Genomic DNA, 16,618 nt, shown 5'->3' on the forward strand with positions numbered 1-16,618 from the left:
TGACCAGCAGGAGGACATCCCCGGCACCAACCCGTGGTCCGCGGACCGCGCTCCGGCTACGAAACCACCGCGGGATCAGCCGACTTGGCCATCCGCTCCGCATCCTCCCTCTCGTCGTCCCCCGCGACCCCGCGCCGCTTGGACACGTACACCGCGCCTACGATCACCGCGATCGACAGGACCGCGATGACGATGCGCAGTGCGAGGTTCTCGTCGTCGCCGTAGCTGAACTTGACGATCGCGGGCGCGATGAGAAGGGCGACCAGGTTCATCACCTTCAGCAGCGGGTTGATGGCCGGGCCCGCGGTGTCCTTGAACGGGTCGCCCACCGTGTCTCCGATGACCGTCGCCGCGTGCGCCTCGCTGCCCTTGCCGCCGTAGTGGCCGTCCTCCACCAGTTTCTTCGCGTTGTCCCACGCGCCACCGGAGTTGGCGAGGAACACCGCCATGAGAGTGCCGGTTCCGATCGCGCCCGCGAGAAACGCGCCGAGCGCGCCGACGCCGAGCGTGAACCCGATGGCGATGGGCGCCAGGACGGCCAGCAGCCCGGGCGTGGCGAGTTCCCTGAGCGCGTCCTTCGTGCAGATGTCGACGACGCGCCCGTACTCGGGTTTCTCGGTGTAGTTCATGATCCCGGGGTGCTCGCGGAACTGCCGCCGCACCTCGTAGACGACGGCACCCGCCGACCGCGAGACCGCGTTGATCGCCAGCCCGGAGAACAGGAAGACGACCGCCGCGCCGGCGATCAGACCGACCAGGTTGTTGGGCTGCGAGATGTCCATCACCAGGTTCATCGGTCCGCCCTCGCCGACCTTCTCGCCCACCTCGCGCGCAGCGGTCGTGATCGCGTCGCGGTACGACCCGAAGAGCGCCGCCGCGGCCAGGACCGCGGTGGCGATGGCGATGCCCTTGGTGATGGCCTTGGTGGTGTTGCCGACGGCGTCCAGGTCGGTGAGCACCTGTGCGCCCGCGCCCTCGACGTCGCCGGACATCTCGGCGATGCCCTGCGCGTTGTCGGAGACCGGCCCGAAGGTGTCCATCGCCACGATCACTCCGACCGTGGTGAGCAGGCCGGTGCCGGCCAGTGCCACCGCGAACAGCGCCAGCATGATGGACGTACCGCCCAGCAGGAACGCCCCGTACACGCCGAGGCCGATCAGCAGGGCGGTGTAGACGGCCGATTCGAGCCCGATGGAGATACCGGCGAGGACTACGGTGGCCGCGCCGGTGAGCGAGCTCTTGCCGATGTCCTGTACGGGTCGGCGGGTGGTCTCGGTGAAGTAGCCGGTCAGTTGCTGAATCAGGGCCGCCAGAGCGATGCCGATGGCCACCGCGAGAAGCGCGAGGATCCGCGGATCGCCGCCCTTCTCGGAGATCGCGGCGTCGGTGACGCCGTCGAGATCGGCGTACGACGACGGCAGGTAGACGAAGACGGCGATCGCGACGAGTACGAGCGAGATCCCCGCGGAGATGAAGAAGCCGCGGTTGATCGCGCTCATGCCGCTGCGGTCGGAACGCCTCGGCGCCACCGCGAAGATGCCGATCATCGCCGTGAGCACGCCGATCGCGGGCACCAGGAGCGGGAAGGCGAGCCCGGCGTCGCCGAAGGCGGCCTTGCCCAGGATCAGCGCGGCGACGAGCGTCACGGCGTACGACTCGAACAGGTCGGCCGCCATGCCCGCGCAGTCGCCGACGTTGTCGCCCACGTTGTCGGCGATGGTCGCGGCGTTGCGCGGATCGTCCTCCGGGATGCCCTGCTCGACCTTGCCGACCAGGTCGGCGCCGACATCGGCGGCCTTGGTGAAGATGCCGCCGCCGACACGCATGAACATGGCGATGAGGGCGGCGCCGAGGCCGAAGCCTTCGAGCACCTTCGGCGCGTCGGCCGCGTACACCAGCACCACGCAGGAGGCGCCGAGCAGACCGAGGCCCACCGTGAACATGCCGACGACGCCACCTGTACGGAAAGCGATCTTCATCGCTTTGTGGGAGACGTCGGTGAGATCCTTTTCCGGCTGGCCTTCTGCCGGTGTCGCTTCCCGCGCCGCGGCCGCGACGCGCACATTGCTGCGCACGGCGAGCCACATGCCGATATAGCCGGTGGCCGCCGAGAACGCGGCGCCGATCAAGAAGAACACCGACCGTCCGGCGCGCTGATTCCAGTCGTCCGCGGGCAGCAGCATCAGCAGGAAGAAGACGATCACGGCGAATACGCCGAGCGTGCGCAACTGGCGTGCCAGATAGGCGTTCGCGCCTTCCTGGATCGCCGTCGCGATCTCCTTCATGCTGTCGGTGCCCTCGCCCGCCGCGAGCACCTGGCGCACCAGCACCCCGGCGACCACGAGCGCCGCCAGGGCGACGACGCCGATGACCATCACGATCATCCGGTTGTCGTCGGTCAGTACCGCGGCTGCGATGGTTGTGGGTTGGTCGAACCGATGAGGGGTAGAAGGCCCCGCCATTCGTCCTCCTTGACGCTTGGGCTGAGCTCAAGATGTGGACGGGATTGTAGGTACCGGAAGCTGATCAAAACAGTACGCGGCAAACGGAATTGGCCTTCACATGCCCTTCCGTGAATGATCGAAAATCATCGACGGAGGTGCGGAACTCCAAAAACGGTAACGTTTCAAAGGCATTGATGCTTGATCAAATTACCGCTCCATTGATCGTGAAGCAATTCACGAAACGCCGTGCACGATCACCGTAAGGCCGGCCGCCTGCGCCCGGACATGCCGAAGGGCCCTACCGAGTAGGGCCCTTCGGGCAAAGAGTGACAGGGGACCTCAGGGGAGGAGCGTGACCGGCGGCGTGGTTGGCCAGCTCATGCGGATCGATCCGCCGTTCTCCCCCGCGGTGACCTCGACGTCGTCGACGAGGCCACTGATGACCGCGAGGCCCATCTCGTCCTCCTCGGCATCGACGTCCGCGTCGCCGCCGGCACCCGGAGCGTTGCCGCCGGGAGCCGATCGGGGCGCTTCGTCGCCGACCTCGATGGAGAAGAGCTTCTCCTCCTCGGTCAGCGTCACCCACACCGGTTCCGAGATGCCGCCGCTCTGGTGCAGTCCGACGGCACGGGAACAGGCCTCGCCGACGGCGAGTCGCACCTCGTCGAGTACGGCCTCGTCCACTCCGGCCCTGCGCGCCACCGCTGCCGCCACCAGTCGGGCGGTCCTGACGTGCTCGGGCAGCGCGCTGAAGCGGAGTTCAACGGTGGCCATGCATCCCCCTCGGAATACGGGCGGGCGGTCAGAGGGCCGGGTCGCCGAGACCCGGACCCTCCTCGTTAACTTCTTCCGTCACGAGCACACATACGAGTGACCACGTGTGCATCCGGTAAACGGCCGTCAGTCGGTGGCCGCCACCGCTTCGTCGACCGAGGTGTGGATCGGGAACACCTTGGTGAGACCGGTGATGCGGAAGATCTTCAGAATGCGCTCCTGGTTGCAGACCAGGCGCAGCGAGCCCTCGTGGGCACGCACGCGCTTCAGGCCGCCGACCAGCACGCCGAGCCCGGTGGAGTCGAGGAAGTCGACACCCTCCATGTCGACGACGAGGTGGAAACTCCCGTCGTTGACCAGCTCGACCAGCTGCTCACGCAGCTTGGGCGCGGTATAAACGTCGATTTCGCCACCGACCTCGACGACCGTACGATCGCCGACGGTACGGGTCGACAGGGACAGGTCCACGGATCCTCCAGCACCTTGCTAATCGAGCGGTCATCCCGAGGGACACCTCGGCAGAGTCCCCAGGACGGTTCGCCAGCCGCGATGGCATTCAATCACTTACCGCAGGGCGTGCACGACGCCTTGGGCCCATTGTCCGTCACGCCGGTGACACACTCGATGCCGATGGCCAAGAATCACCGATCCGAACGACCCTCGGCTTTCGCCGCCCCACGGCCCGATCCGGGCACGATCCTGGACCGGCTCGCCTCGGGGCCGAGCCGGGCTTCGCGCATCACTCATACGGAGCACTTGCCCCCGCGTGCGGGCCGCCATGCCGTCTGGCCCGACCGGATTCGGCCCGAGGTCATCGCGGCCGTCCAGGCCGCCGGAATCGAACATCCCTGGGCCCACCAGGCACAGGCCGCCGAGCACGCCCTGGACGGCGACAGCGTGATCGTCGCCACAGGCACCGCCTCGGGCAAGTCCCTCGCGTACCTCGTCCCGGTGCTCTCCCGCCTCCTGGACGGCTCCGAGGCCCCCAACGGCCGCGGGGCCACCGCCCTGTACCTCGCGCCCACCAAAGCCCTCGCGGCCGACCAGCGGCGTTCCGTGAAGGAACTTTCACAACCTTTGGGAAACGCGGTACGACCAGCCGTGTACGACGGCGACACCCCCGTCGAGGAACGTGAGTGGGTCCGCCAGTACGCGAACTACGTCCTCACCAACCCGGACATGCTGCACCAGGGGATACTCCCGTCCCACCCCCGCTGGTCCTCCTTCCTGAAGGCGCTGAAGTACGTCGTCATCGACGAGTGCCACACCTACCGCGGTGTCTTCGGCTCCCACGTCGCCCAGGTCCTGCGCCGGCTGCGCCGCCTGTGCGCCCGCTACGGTGCCTCCCCCGTCTTCCTGCTCGCCTCCGCCACGGCCGCCGAACCGTCCGTCGCCGCCCGCCGTCTGACGGGCCTTCCGGTGGTCGAGGTCGCCGACGACGCGTCACCGCGCGGTGAACTGGTGTTCGCCCTCTGGGAACCCCCGCTCACCGAGCTGCACGGCGAGAAGGGCGCGCCCGTCCGCCGTACGGCAACCGCCGAGACCGCCGACCTGCTGACCGACCTCACCGTCCAGGGCGTGCGCTCGGTGGCCTTCGTACGCTCCCGGCGCGGCGCCGAGCTGATCTCGGTGATCGCCCAGGAACGGCTGGCCGAGGTCGACCGCTCGCTGGCCCGGCGCGTGGCCGCATACCGCGGCGGTTATCTCCCCGAGGAGCGCCGCGCCCTCGAACAGGCCCTCCACTCCGGTGAGCTGCTCGGTCTCGCCGCCACCACCGCACTCGAACTCGGTATCGACGTCTCGGGGTTGGACGCCGTCATCATCTGCGGATACCCGGGCACCCGCGCCTCCCTGTGGCAGCAGGCGGGCCGCGCCGGACGTGCCGGGCAGGGTGCGCTGGCGATCCTGGTCGCCCGCGACGACCCGCTGGACACGTTCCTCGTCCACCATCCGGAGGCCCTGTTCGACCAGCCGGTCGAGTCGACGGTCCTCGACCCGGACAACCCGTACGTGCTGGCCCCCCACTTGTGCGCCGCCGCGGCCGAATCCCCACTGGTCGAGGAGGACTTGGAGCTGTTCGGCCCCGAGACCGCGGCTCTGCTTCCGCAGTTGGAGGCCGCGAAGCTGCTCCGCCGGCGCACACGGGCCTGGCACTGGACCCGCCGTGAACGGGCCGCCGACCTGGCTGACATCCGGGGAGGTGGCGGCACCCCGGTCCAGATCGTCGAGGAGGGCACGGGACGGCTGCTCGGCACGGTCGACGCGGGCGCCGCGCACACGAGCGTGCACGAGGGCGCGGTCCACCTCCACCAGGGCCGCACGTATCTCGTCCGCTCCCTCGACCTGGCGGACTCGGTCGCCCTGGTCGAGGAGGCGAACCCGCCGTATTCGACGGTCGCCCGCGACACGACGTCCATCGCGGTCCTGGAGACCGACGTCGAGATCCCGTGGGGCGACGGACGCCTCTGCTACGGCTCCGTCGAGGTCACCAACCAGGTGGTCTCCTTCCTGCGCCGACGTGTCATCACCGGTGAGGTCCTGGGCGAGACAAAACTCGATCTCCCTCCGCGGACACTGCGCACCCGTGCCGTGTGGTGGACGGTCACCGAGGGCCAGCTCGACGCTGCCCGCATCAACCCCGAGATCCTCGGCGGCACCCTGCACGCCGCCGAACACGCGTCGATCGGCATGCTGCCCCTCTTCGCGACCTGCGACCGCTGGGACATCGGCGGCGTCTCCGTCCCGCTCCACCCGGACACCCTCCTCCCCACGGTCTTCGTGTACGACGGCCACCCGGGCGGCGCGGGATTCGCGGAGCGCGCCTTCCACACCGCCCGCTCCTGGCTGACGGCCACCCGCCAGGCCATCGCCTCCTGCGAGTGCGACGCCGGCTGCCCGTCCTGCATCCAGTCCCCCAAGTGCGGCAACGGCAACGAGCCCTTGCACAAACGGGGGGCGGTGCGGTTGCTGACGGTTCTGCTGAAGGGAGCGCCGGAGGAGAAGGCCCCGGACGAGCAGGGTTAGGGTTTGCCCGTACGGGTTTCCTCAGGCTGGCCCAAGGACGCCCGGGTGTCCCGGCGGCCCCGCCCTCGACCTGACCTCCGCCGCGAACAGGCCCTGTCCCGATATCACCGTCAGGTCCGATGTCCCGCCCACCAGCGCGCACCGGACAAGCCGGGTGCCCTGGGCCGCCGCCACCCGCTCCGCCCGTGCACAGGCCGCCGAGGCGCCCTCCGTCCAGTGGTCCGCCGCCGCGAGCGCGGCCATGTCCGCACCGGCGGCAGCCCGGTGCCGGGCCACAGCCGCCTGCCCCATAGTGAGCACCACGCCGAACACCACGCACAGGACGGCGATGGCACCCACGCTCCAGACGGTCGCGGAGCCACGGTCGGAGTGGATCGGGCGCGCGGAGACGGCCCTGGCGAGCCGCCCGCGTCCCGGGCGTCTCATGTGCCCACCCCCACCGTCTCCTCGGCCAACGCCACCGCCTCGTGCGCGACATCGACGGTGAACCCACCGAGGCCCGGCGGCTGCGCCACCACCTCCACGCGCACGAGGTCGCCCTCTCTGGTGACGGTGACCTCCGCTCCGCGCGGGGCGGCGCCGCGGGCCACCTCGGCGACCGCGCCGGGCGGGTCCTGCCGGGCGGCGGCCCGGGCACCGGCCCGGGCCGCGTCCACGCACTGGATCTGCGCGGCGGCGACGAGCAGCGCCCAGACCAGCGCCATCGAGAACAGCACCAGCGCGGGCAGCACCACGGCTGCCTCGGCGGTCACGAACCCCCGGTCCCGCCACCGCCCCACATCCCGTTCCCGGCCCTGGCGTTCACATCTTGGCATCGAGGGCCTTCTTCACGATGGCCTGCAATTCCGAGCTGACCTGGCCGCTCGTCACCACCTTGTAGAGCACCGCCGCGAAGGCCACCGCGGCGATGATGCCAACGGCATATTCTGACGTGACCATTCCGGCATCCCGCCGCGCCACCAGGACCGCACGCGTCCTACGCGCCAGGGCCCACATCCGCTCCCGCACCACTACGAACATCTCAACTCCTTTGATTTTCAACTCTGTTGATGGCTTGCTGTGGTTGAACTTCCGTTGACGTCCCCCTCGTGCACTCACACCGCTCGCGTCATCCGCCACCCCCGCCCAGCAGCCCGTCCGCCAGCCCCATCACCACAGGCAGTACACCGACGGCAATGAATGCGGGGAGGAAGCACAGCCCCACCGGCGCGGTGACCATGACGGCCGCCCGCCGGGCCCGTTCCGTCGCCGAACGCCCCCAGTCGGCGCGGGTGTCGGCGGCGAGGCGCGCGACGGGCCCGGCCGCGGGTACTCCCGACTCGTCGGCCCGCTCCAGCAGCGTCGCCAGGGGACCGGCTCCCGGTATCGACGCCAGCCTCCGCCAGGCCTCGGCCGGTTCGCCGCCGAGCCGGACCTCCGCAGCTCCCCGCGCCAGCCGCTCCCCGACCGGTCCCGCCAGCGCCTCGCCCACCGCCTGGGCCGCGATCACCGGACCGGCGCCGGCGGCGATACAGGCAGCCAGCAGATCCGCGGCGAGCGGGAGTTGCCGGGCCGCCTCGGCCACGTCGACCTCCTCCGCCGCCGCGTCGACGGCCGCCCGCCGCAGTCGCCACCGCCACAGACCGAAACCGGCGACCAGCCCCACCGCGGCTCCGGCCCCGCCGCCGACCAGCACCCACCCGGCGCTCACCACACCCACCACGGGCAGCCACCGCCGAACGGCACCCCGCGCCCCGAACCGCCGTCCCACCGAGGCGTGTTCCCGCTCCAGTTGCAGCGCGAGCAGCCGGGCCAGCCTCCGGCGCACCCTCCGTTCACTCCGCACCGTCTCGATCCACCGCAGCAGCCAGCCCAGGGCCAGCGCGACCCCCAGCACCACCCCCAGCCTGTGGAAAACCTCCGCGCTCATACCGACGCCCCTCTCCGGCCACGGTCGGCAGCCGCACCTGGACGGCTCTCGTGGCTCTCTCCTCCGTCCCTCATGCCGCCTCCGCTCCCCGCACGATCCGCAGCGCCCACCACAGGCCCACGCCCTCCAGCAACCCGCCCACCAGCAGGCAGCCCAGTCCGGCGCCGGTGTGCAGCAGCACGCGCAGGGGGTCGGCGCCCAGTGCCGTGCCCAGGAACAGGCCCAGCACCGGCAGGCCCGCGAGCATCACCGCCGTGGACCGGGCACCCGACAACTGAGCGCGCAGGTCGGCGCATTGGTCCCGCTCGGCGCGCAGGGCCCCTTCAAGGCGGTCCAGTCCGGCCGCCAGTCCCGCGCCCTGGTCCACAGCCACCCGCCAGCACGCCGCGAGGCCCAGCAGCCCCTCCGCGCCCGGTTGTCGCGCCGCCCCGGCGAGCGCCCCGGGGACATCCCCGCCGAACCGCGCGGCCGCCAGCACCGACGCCTGGGCCTCACCGAGCCCGCCGGAGTCGCGGGCCGCCCGCAGCAGCGCCTCCCCCGGCTGCCACCCGGCGCGCACCTCACCGGCGAGCGTCCCGCACAGCGCGATCACCTCGTCGCCCCGCCGCTCCCGCGCCCGCCGCACCTCACCGGCCCGCCGCACCCGGCGCAGCAGCGGCACCCCGGCCGCGCCCACCAGCGCCGGCACCACGGAGGCACCCAGCAGCGCCACCACCAGCCCGACGGCCGCCGACCACCACTCGGCCCGCAACCGCCCCCTCAGCCGACGCAGTTCACCGGCAGCGCGTTCCCACGGAGACGGCCCGGTCCCCACGGCCCCGCCCCCGGCAAGCAGCAACTCCGCCCTCCGCGCCCCCGGGTACCGCCCGCCCAGCAGCCAGCAGACCGCCCCGACACACACCCCGACCGCACCCATCGCCAGTTCTCCCGTCCCCGTCATGGGCCCTCACTCCCCTGGTCCTTGTCACCGCCGGCGCGGAGCAGCTTCCGCAGCCGCTCCCACCCCCGCTCGTACGCGAACGCCTCCTCGCCCCACCGCAGCGCCGGCACCGTCACCACCAGCCCCGACGGGTCCCGTTCCAGCACATGCACCTCCGCGATCCGGCGCCGCCCGGCCCGGTCGCGGACGAGATGCAGGACCACCGACAGCGCGGCCGCCAACTGGCTGTGCAGCGCGGCCCGGTCGAGCCCCGCGGCCGTACCCAGCGCCTCCAGCCGCGCCGGTACGTCCGCCGCCGCGTTCGCGTGGACCGTCCCGCAGCCGCTGTGACCCGTGTTCAGCGCGGCGAGCAGGTGCACGACCTCGGCGCCTCGGACCTCCCCGACCGCCAACCGGTCCGGCCGCATCCGCAGCGCCTGCCGCACCAGGTCCTGGAGCGTGACCAGGCCGGCGCCCTCCTGGTTGGCGGGTCTGGTCTCCAGGCGTACGACATGCGGATGGTCGGGCCGCAGCTCCGCCGAGTCCTCGGCGAGCACGATCCGCTCACCCGGGCCGACCAGCCCCAGCAACGCGCTCAGAAGCGTGGTCTTGCCGCACCCCGTGCCACCGCTGATCAGGAAGGACAACCGGGCGTCCAGCAGCGCCCGCAGCACCCGGTCGCCGCCCGCCGGAACCGTCCCCGCGACCATCAGCTCGTCCAGGGTGAACGCGCGTGGCCGTACCACGCGAAGCGACAGGCAGGTGCAGCCGACGGCCACCGGGGGCAGTACCGCGTGCAGACGGGTCCCGTCGGGCAGCCTGGCGTCGACCCACGGCCGGGCGTCGTCGAGGCGCCGTCCGGCCACCGCGGCGAGGCGCTGCGCGAGCCGTCGTACGGCGCCGGCGTCCGGAAAGGAGACTGCGGTCAGTTCCAGGCCGCCGCCCCGGTCCACCCACACCCGGTCCGGGGCCGCCACCAGGACGTCGGTGACCGACGGATCGGCGAGCAGTGGCTCCAGCGGGCCGGTGCCGACCAGCTCGGACCTCAATCGCTCCGCGGCGCCCAGCACTTCGGCGTCCCCGAGCACCCGCCCCTGCTCCCGCAGGGCCTGCGCCACGCGCGCGGGTGTCGCCTCCGCCCCGCTCTCGGCCAGCCACTGCCGTACGCCGTCCAGCAGCCCGGCGGGCGCCCCCGGCCCCGCGTCCCAGCGTCCGCCGCTCATACCCCGCCCGCCTCGGCCAGCGCCCGCTCCCAGAACACCGTGCAGAACCGGGCCAGCGGTCCGCGTGCGGCGGCTCCCGGCGGTGCCTTGCCCTCGTGCGGGCGCGCCAGCGCCGATTCGACGGGGACCTCGCCCGCCAGGGGCAGGTCGAGCAGCCGGGCCACCTCGTGGTCGTCCAGTCCCGGTGTGTACGGCCCCCGAACCGCCACGCGCAGGTCACGCAGGACCATGCCGACGGCAGACGCCACCCGGCCGGCGGCCGCGACGGCGCGCAGTTCACCAGGGACCACCAGGATGCCGACGTCCAGCTGGGCGAGAACCTCGGCGACGCCTTCGTCGACACGCCGTGGGAGGTCGACGACGACCGCGCCGCCGCGCCGTCTGGCCGCGGCGAGCACCGCCCGCACGGCCTGGGGCGGGATGGCCACGCAGTCTCCGCGGTCCCAGCTCAGCACCCTCAGGGAGTGCAGTTTCGGCAGCGACTCCTCCAGGGCGCCGCCGCCGACCCGGCCTCGCGAGGCGGCGAAGGCGGGCCAGCGCAGTCCGTCGGCCGTCTCGCCACCGAGGAGTACGTCGAGTCCGCCGCCCAGCGGATCCGCGTCCACGAGCAGGGTGCGCAGTCCCTCGCGCGCGGAGGTGACGGCGAGTGCGCAGGCCAGCGTGGACGCTCCGGCCCCGCCCCGCCCGCCGATGACGCCGACGGTGAGCGCGGGCCTTCCGACGCCCTCGGCGACGTCCGCGATCCGGTCGACGAGCCACTGTTCTCCGTCGGGCAGCATCAGGACGTGATCGGCGCCGATCTCGACGGCCCGTCGCCAGACCCCGGAGTCGTCCTGGTCCCGCCCGACGAGCACCACTCCCCGTCGGCGCGCTGCCCCGCGCACCCTTCGTACGGCGTCGTCGCCGACCAGGACGAGCGGCGCGGCCTCCCAGCCACCGCCTCGCTCGGGCACCCCGTGATGCACTTCGGGTGTGGCACCGGCCGCCGCGCACAGGCGCAGCAGATCGTCCAACAGCTCGGCGTCCTCGGTGACGATCAGCGGTCCGCTCTGCCGTCCCTCGGCCGCGGGCTGATCGTTGTCGTGAGTGATGGCTCCTGCCATGGTTTCCGGCCCCCTTCGCTGCTGCTTATGAACGGCCGGCAGAAACCGGCCGAACGCGCCCGACAAACGGAACCGGCCATGAACTCGCCACGAGCGGGACGCGTGGGAATCACGGTGCAGCGAACCCGGAAATCGTGTGGATCTTGATCGAAATCTGTGGACAACTCGGTGGTTGTGGATATCGCCGTCACCCAAACAGGTGGCCGGTGCACAACTTTCCCCAGAGCAGCGCATCGACTACGTACAGTGACGGATCGTGGGCATGCGAAAGAGGCGGCCAGAGCCGCCTCGTACGGCACGACAGCCGCCAAGAGTGCGCGCAGGGAGAAAGAAAACCCACCCGGACATGCGACGACCCCCGCCGGGGGGGAGAGCGGGGGTCGTCCCCACGGTTCGACTCGGGGGGGGGAGGAGCCGGACCGGGTTAGCACGGTCGCGAACGATCCGTGACTTCCATGGTGTACCCGAGAGCCTTCTCAGGCAAACCCACCCGCCACACCTTACGCCGAATGGTGGGCGCCTATGCTCAGGCTCGTGGAAAACCACTCCCTGCCCCGCGCGGCCGCCTTCTTCGACCTGGACAAGACGGTCATTGCGAAGTCGAGCACGCTCACGTTCAGCAAGTCGTTCTACCAAGGCGGTCTGATCAACCGCAGGGCCGTCTTGCGTACCGCATATGCCCAGTTCGTCTTCCTGGCGGGCGGCGCTGACCATGACCAGATGGAGCGCATGCGCGAGTACCTGTCCGCGCTGTGCCGCGGCTGGAACGTCCAACTGGTCAAGGAGATCGTCGCCGAGACGCTGCACGACCTGATCGACCCGATCATCTACGACGAGGCGGCCTCCCTCATCGAGGAGCACCACATCGCCGGCCGTGACGTGGTGATCGTGTCCACGTCGGGTGCGGAGGTCGTCGAGCCGATCGGCGAACTCCTCGGCGCGGACCGCGTGGTGGCCACGCGCATGGTCGTCGGCGACGACGGCTGTTTCACGGGCGAGGTGGAGTACTACGCGTACGGGCCCATCAAGGCCGAGGCGATCAAGGCGCTGGCCGAGTCCGAGGGGTACGACCTTGCGCGCTGCTACGCCTACAGCGACAGCGCCACCGACGTCCCCATGCTGGCGTCCGTCGGCCATCCGCACGCCGTGAACCCGGACCGCGCTCTGCGCCGGGAAGCGGTCGCCCGCGGGTGGACGATTCTGGACTTCCACCGCCCGGTCCGGCTGAAGCAGCGTCTGCCCGCGCTCTCCGTACCGGCGCGTCCGGCCCTGGTCGCCGCTGCCGCGATAGGTGCGGCGGCCGCCACGGCAGGTCTGGTCTGGTACGCCAGCAGGCGCCGCCCGACGGTCGCCTGATCCGCCCCTCCCGTCCCGTCGGGGCCGTTCGGCACACCGGCGCCCGATTCATTGCTGTTTGAGGATAAAAGTAAAGAAGTGCAGCCAGGACTTCCGCTTGCTCCGGTCCAGGAGTAGAAAGGACTCAACGGCCCGCGAGACCAAGGACATCCGAAAGGATCACCTTAACAACGCAATTGGCCCACGGACCGAGCATGAACACTGGGCACCCACGCGACGTCGACCCGTCGATTACGGGCCAGCCGCACCAGGTGACGGGCCAAGTTCCCGACCTGATGGGCAATATATCGAGGACGCTTGGTAACCGGGTGAACATGCCAGCGGCGGTACGAATCCTCGTACCGCCGCAACCCTTTGAAGGCCCTCCGCGGAGGGCCTTTTCGCTTCCCTCGTGCCGTCATTTCCTACGCCGCCCCGCGCTGCAGCGCCTCGCACACGGCCGTCGATTCGCGCGCACCGAGTTCGACCGCCCGGCCGCAGTGGGCGATCCACGCCGCCATGCCCTCCGGGGTGCCTGAGGCATAGCCGTCGAGCGCTGCCAGATAGACCGCGCGGCCCGGCTCGGCATGGCCGACCTCGGCCGGGCACACGGACTTCGGGTCGAGGCCGCTGCCGATCAGGACGATTCGCTCGGCCGCGCGCGCGACGAGGCCGTTGTGCGAGCCGAAGGGGCGCAGCGCGAGGAGTTCTCCATGCACGACGGCAGCCGTGACCAGGGCGGGGGCCGAGCCTCCCACGATGATCAGCTCCGCGAGTCCCTCCAGCCGTCCGGACACCTCGGCCGCGCCCGGCAGCGGAAGTTCGACAAACGGCTCGTCGACCGGCTCACCGTCCTGGCGCGGGCGCCCCACCTCGTCGCCCGTGCCCGCGGCGGCCACCAGATGCAGCCGGGCCAGCACCCGCAGCGGCGACTGGCGCCAGATGGACAGGAGTTGCCCCGCCTCCGCGGTCAGCCGGAGGGACGCGCCGACGACCCGGGCCTCGTCGTCACCGCTGAAGTCGGTGCGCCGGCGCACCTCTTCGAGGGCCCAGTCGGCGCCGGAGAGGGCCGCGGAACCGCGCGCACCGCGCAGTGCCGCCTCGCCGGTGATCTCGTTGCCGCGCCGCCGCATGATGCGATGCCCGTAGACCCGGTCCACCGCCTTGCGCACGGACTCCACGGAGTCGGCCACCCCGGGCAGCGATCCCAGGGCCGCGAGAGGATCTGCTGTCGCGCCTGTCGTACTCATGAGTACGACCCTACGCACTCCGGGGAGCCAACCCACGAAGGAGTGGACTTCTTCACGCCCCCTGGACACGCTTGGCGGTCACTCCACTACCGTTAGTGAACATGAAAATTGCTTTCGTCGGAAAGGGCGGCAGCGGCAAGACCACGCTGTCCTCCCTGTTCGTCCGCCACCTTGTGGCCTCCGGGGCGCCGGTCCTCGCCATCGATGCCGACATCAACCAGCACCTGGGCACCGCTCTCGGTCTCCATGACGCCGAGGCCGCCGCGATGCCCGCGATGGGCGAGCGGATGGAACTGATCAAGGAGTACCTGCGCGGCACGAATCCGCGCATCGCCTGCGCCGACGCGATGATCAAGACGACCCCGCCCGGTGAGGGTTCACGGCTGCTGCGGGTCCAGGAGACCAATCCGGTGTACGACGCCTGCGCTCGGCCGGTGGAACTCGACGGCGGCGCCGTCCGTTTGATGGTCACCGGCCCGTTCGCCGAAGCCGATCTCGGAGTGGCCTGCTACCACTCCAAGACGGGCGCGGTGGAGCTGTGCCTGAACCACCTCGTCGACGGTGCGGGCGAGTATGTCGTCGTCGACATGACCGCAGGCTCGGACTCCTTCGCATCCGGCCTGTTCACCCGCTTCGACATCACGTTCCTCGTCGCCGAACCGACCCGGAGGGGAGTCTCCGTCTATCGCCAGTACAAGGAGTACGCCCAGGACTTCGGGGTCGCCCTGAAGGTCGTCGGCAACAAGGTGCAGGGTCAGGACGATCTCGACTTCCTCCGCGCCGAAGCCGGGGACGACCTTCTGGAAACGGTCGGCCACTCGGACTGGGTGCGCTCCATGGAAAAGGGTCGGCCGACCCGGTACGAGCTTCTGGAGGACGCCAACCAGCGTTCCCTGCACCGGTTGCGGACAGCCGTCGACGCCACGTACGAGTTGCGCGACTGGGAGCGCTACACGCACCAGATGGTCCACTTCCACCTGAAGAACGCCCACTCCTGGGCCAACGCCCGCACCGGGGTGGACCTGGCGGCACAGGTCGACCCCGGCTTCGTACTGGCCGAGAAATTGACGGCAACCACCGTTTGATCCGGGTGCGCCTCGCGCCCCTTCAGATGAGCGGGGCTGTATCGATCTGCGGCTCCGCCGCGTGGGCGCGACAAGCCCCCACCGGTCCTCACGCGGCAATCCGCCCCCGACAGACCGCTACCGCTTGACCGGTGGTGCCCCGGGCACCCCCTTGGGGGCCGGGGCCGGCCGCCCCGCCAGGAACGTCGCCCACCCTTGCTCCGGCGCTTCGCCAACCTTGAGCGTGCGCAACTTGTCCAGGGTCTGCGGATCCTGCGCGTCCAGCCAGTCGGCGAGCTGCCGGAAGGAGACACAGCGCACGTCGGCCTTCGTACAGACGCGTTCGATGACCTCCTCAACGGCGCGCATGTAGACGCCGCCGTTCCAGGACTCGAAGTGGTTGCCGATGATCAGGGGCGCGCGGTTGCCGTCGTGGGCCCGCTCGAAGCCCTTGAGGAGGCCGTCGCGGAACTGGTCGCCCCAGTACTCGTGCCGGTTCGCGGCACCCGTACGCGCCCCGGACTGGTTCATGTAGAAGTTGTAGTCCATGGTCAGCGTCTCGAAGCTGCGGCCGGGGACCGGGACGAGTTGCAGGGAGAGGTCCCACAGTCCCTGCTTCTTCGCGGGCCAGAGCTGGTCGTTGACGCCGCTCGTGTCGTAGCGGAAGCCCAGTTCGCGGGCCGCGCTCATGAAGTTCTTCTGCCCTTCCAAGCAGGGCGTGCGGGCGCCGACGAGCTCCTTCTCGTAATCGAAGGGCAGCGGGGCCGCCTTCTTCATGCCCGTGGTGGTCTTCCAGGACTTCACGAATTGTTTCGCCTGGGCGATCTCGTCCTTCCAGTCCTCCACCGACCACTCGCCGACACCGCCCCCGCTGCCGCAGAAGTGACCGTTGAAGTGGGTGCCGATCTCGCTGCCCTCCAGCCAGGCGAGCCGCAGCTGCTTCACGGTGTCGGCGATGCCCTGCTCGTCGTTGAAGCCGATGTCGGAGCGGCCCGGCGAGTGCTGCGGAGGCCGGTACAGGTCGCGCTTGTGCTCCGGGAGCAGGTACACACCGCTCAGGAAGTACGTCATCGTCGCCCTGTTGGCCTTGGCCACGTTGCGGAAGTGGGAGAACAGGCGCTGGCTGTCCTCGCCCGCGCCGTCCCAGGAGAAGACGACGAACTGCGGCGGCTTCTGGCCGGGCTTGAGACGCTCGGGCCGGGGCTGGTAGGGCTGGGCTCCCGTGTACGCGGTGGACCCGTCGCCGATCAGCCGGACCGGGCTCCTGGGCGCCGGGGCCGGCGCCGCCTTCTTCGCTCCGGGCGCGCCCTCCTGCGCGCCGGAGGAGCCGGTGGCTCCCGTCCCGCAGCCGGCGAGTGGCGCGGCAAAGGCCGCGACGGCCACGAGGCCCGCGGCGATCCTCTTGGTGACGGCCATGTCCGCCCACCTCTTCTTCCTTCGTTCGGGCCGACGCTTTCGGGCGCGGCGGCGTCAAGGTCGCACGGAACGAAGAAGGAACTAGTACGACAAGCCGATCAAAAGTTCACACCACTCCCCCGAGTGACCTATTAACCCATTTGCCTTGAAAATACAT

At 70.7% G+C, this 16,618-nt stretch carries 15 protein-coding genes; 3 read left to right on the forward strand and 12 right to left on the reverse strand.

The features are described 5' to 3' along the window. Window positions 1-56: 56 nt before the first annotated feature. The 3 genes from RB628_RS06705 to bldG all read right to left on the reverse strand — a co-directional run bounded on the left by RB628_RS06705 (window position 57) and on the right by bldG (window position 3,686). Window positions 57-2,462 carry a sodium-translocating pyrophosphatase gene (locus RB628_RS06705; RefSeq protein WP_318319359.1) on the reverse strand — a complete coding sequence of 802 codons (2,406 nt, stop codon included), beginning with the start codon at window positions 2,460-2,462 and terminating at the stop codon, window positions 57-59. A gap of 321 nt (window positions 2,463-2,783) precedes the next feature. After that, on the reverse strand, window positions 2,784-3,218 hold the full coding sequence (locus tag RB628_RS06710) for an ATP-binding protein (protein ID WP_318319360.1): 435 nt from the start codon (window positions 3,216-3,218) through the stop codon (window positions 2,784-2,786). 126 nt (window positions 3,219-3,344) lie between these two features. After that, window positions 3,345-3,686: an anti-sigma factor antagonist BldG gene (gene bldG, locus RB628_RS06715; RefSeq protein WP_005475923.1), complete on the reverse strand. Its 342-nt coding sequence runs from the start codon at window positions 3,684-3,686 to the stop codon at window positions 3,345-3,347. 81 nt (window positions 3,687-3,767) lie between these two features. Between bldG and RB628_RS06720 the strand changes: the two genes are divergently transcribed. Continuing rightward, a complete protein-coding gene (locus RB628_RS06720) occupies window positions 3,768-6,242 on the forward strand; it encodes a DEAD/DEAH box helicase (protein ID WP_318319361.1) in 2,475 nt (824 codons plus the stop codon). Between the two features lie 21 nt (window positions 6,243-6,263). On the opposite strand, the gene RB628_RS06725 is transcribed toward RB628_RS06720, so the two are convergent. From RB628_RS06725 to ssd, 7 genes are all read right to left on the reverse strand, one after another. After that, on the reverse strand, window positions 6,264-6,668 hold the full coding sequence (locus tag RB628_RS06725; RefSeq protein WP_318319362.1) for an Rv3654c family TadE-like protein: 405 nt from the start codon (window positions 6,666-6,668) through the stop codon (window positions 6,264-6,266). Beyond that, a complete protein-coding gene (locus tag RB628_RS06730; protein ID WP_318319363.1) occupies window positions 6,665-7,057 on the reverse strand; it encodes a TadE family type IV pilus minor pilin in 393 nt (130 codons plus the stop codon). Before RB628_RS06730 ends, RB628_RS06725 begins: the two co-directional genes overlap by 4 nt. Further along, entirely contained in the window at window positions 7,044-7,262 is a 219-nt protein-coding gene (locus tag RB628_RS06735) for a DUF4244 domain-containing protein (RefSeq protein ID WP_318319364.1), read from the reverse strand. Before RB628_RS06735 ends, RB628_RS06730 begins: the two co-directional genes overlap by 14 nt. 88 nt (window positions 7,263-7,350) lie before the next feature. Further along, window positions 7,351-8,151, reverse strand: coding sequence for a type II secretion system F family protein (locus RB628_RS06740; RefSeq protein ID WP_318319365.1), 801 nt, complete (start codon window positions 8,149-8,151; stop codon window positions 7,351-7,353). Window positions 8,152-8,221: 70 nt separating this feature from the next. Then, window positions 8,222-9,091 carry a type II secretion system F family protein gene (locus tag RB628_RS06745; protein WP_318319366.1) on the reverse strand — a complete coding sequence of 290 codons (870 nt, stop codon included), beginning with the start codon at window positions 9,089-9,091 and terminating at the stop codon, window positions 8,222-8,224. Then, the gene (locus RB628_RS06750; protein ID WP_318319367.1) at window positions 9,088-10,293 is read right to left on the reverse strand and encodes a TadA family conjugal transfer-associated ATPase; all 1,206 of its coding nucleotides are present in this window, start codon (window positions 10,291-10,293) and stop codon (window positions 9,088-9,090) included. The genes RB628_RS06745 and RB628_RS06750 overlap by 4 nt, the downstream gene beginning before the upstream one ends. After that, window positions 10,290-11,396 (reverse strand): septum site-determining protein Ssd, encoded by a 1,107-nt coding sequence (gene ssd / locus RB628_RS06755; protein WP_318319368.1) that lies wholly within the window; start codon window positions 11,394-11,396, stop codon window positions 10,290-10,292. Before ssd ends, RB628_RS06750 begins: the two co-directional genes overlap by 4 nt. Before the next feature lie 522 nt (window positions 11,397-11,918). Between ssd and RB628_RS06760 the strand changes: the two genes are divergently transcribed. After that, window positions 11,919-12,752, forward strand: coding sequence for an HAD-IB family hydrolase (locus RB628_RS06760; protein ID WP_318319369.1), 834 nt, complete (start codon window positions 11,919-11,921; stop codon window positions 12,750-12,752). A gap of 404 nt (window positions 12,753-13,156) precedes the next feature. Here the strand turns inward: RB628_RS06760 and RB628_RS06765 are convergent, their stop codons facing one another. Further along, on the reverse strand, window positions 13,157-13,981 hold the full coding sequence (locus tag RB628_RS06765; protein ID WP_318319370.1) for an oxidoreductase: 825 nt from the start codon (window positions 13,979-13,981) through the stop codon (window positions 13,157-13,159). Window positions 13,982-14,082: 101 nt separating this feature from the next. Here RB628_RS06765 and RB628_RS06770 point away from each other — a divergent pair, with 101 nt between their 5' ends. Continuing rightward, complete coding sequence (locus RB628_RS06770; protein ID WP_318319371.1) at window positions 14,083-15,066, forward strand: ATP-binding protein; 984 nt, start codon at window positions 14,083-14,085, stop codon at window positions 15,064-15,066. A 117-nt stretch (window positions 15,067-15,183) separates the two neighbouring features. Here RB628_RS06770 and RB628_RS06775 read toward each other — a convergent pair whose 3' ends face one another. Then, window positions 15,184-16,461, reverse strand: a complete 1,278-nt coding sequence (locus tag RB628_RS06775) for a hypothetical protein (RefSeq protein WP_318319372.1) — start codon at window positions 16,459-16,461, stop codon at window positions 15,184-15,186. Window positions 16,462-16,618: the final 157 nt, after the last annotated feature.

The sequence above is a fragment of the Streptomyces sp. ADMS genome (genome assembly GCF_033441795.1).
Taxonomy (GTDB): Bacteria; Actinomycetota; Actinomycetes; order Streptomycetales; family Streptomycetaceae; genus Streptomyces.

Excerpts from the sequence above, each read along its gene's own strand:
- RB628_RS06735 (WP_318319364.1), bottom strand. The coding sequence starts at position 7,262 with ATGTTCGTAGTGGTGCGGGAGCGGATGTGGGCCCTGGCGCGTAGGACG.
- RB628_RS06710 (WP_318319360.1), bottom strand. The coding sequence starts at position 3,218 with ATGGCCACCGTTGAACTCCGCTTCAGCGCGCTGCCCGAGCACGTCAGG.
- RB628_RS06745 (WP_318319366.1), bottom strand. The coding sequence starts at position 9,091 with ATGACGGGGACGGGAGAACTGGCGATGGGTGCGGTCGGGGTGTGTGTC.
- RB628_RS06720 (WP_318319361.1), top strand. The coding sequence starts at position 3,768 with ATGGCATTCAATCACTTACCGCAGGGCGTGCACGACGCCTTGGGCCCA.
- RB628_RS06760 (WP_318319369.1), top strand. The coding sequence starts at position 11,919 with ATGCTCAGGCTCGTGGAAAACCACTCCCTGCCCCGCGCGGCCGCCTTC.
- RB628_RS06730 (WP_318319363.1), bottom strand. The coding sequence starts at position 7,057 with ATGCCAAGATGTGAACGCCAGGGCCGGGAACGGGATGTGGGGCGGTGG.
- RB628_RS06750 (WP_318319367.1), bottom strand. The coding sequence starts at position 10,293 with ATGAGCGGCGGACGCTGGGACGCGGGGCCGGGGGCGCCCGCCGGGCTG.
- RB628_RS06765 (WP_318319370.1), bottom strand. The coding sequence starts at position 13,981 with ATGAGTACGACAGGCGCGACAGCAGATCCTCTCGCGGCCCTGGGATCG.
- RB628_RS06775 (WP_318319372.1), bottom strand. The coding sequence starts at position 16,461 with ATGGCCGTCACCAAGAGGATCGCCGCGGGCCTCGTGGCCGTCGCGGCC.
- RB628_RS06705 (WP_318319359.1), bottom strand. The coding sequence starts at position 2,462 with ATGGCGGGGCCTTCTACCCCTCATCGGTTCGACCAACCCACAACCATC.
- RB628_RS06740 (WP_318319365.1), bottom strand. The coding sequence starts at position 8,151 with ATGAGCGCGGAGGTTTTCCACAGGCTGGGGGTGGTGCTGGGGGTCGCG.
- RB628_RS06725 (WP_318319362.1), bottom strand. The coding sequence starts at position 6,668 with ATGAGACGCCCGGGACGCGGGCGGCTCGCCAGGGCCGTCTCCGCGCGC.
- ssd (WP_318319368.1), bottom strand. The coding sequence starts at position 11,396 with ATGGCAGGAGCCATCACTCACGACAACGATCAGCCCGCGGCCGAGGGA.
- RB628_RS06770 (WP_318319371.1), top strand. The coding sequence starts at position 14,083 with ATGAAAATTGCTTTCGTCGGAAAGGGCGGCAGCGGCAAGACCACGCTG.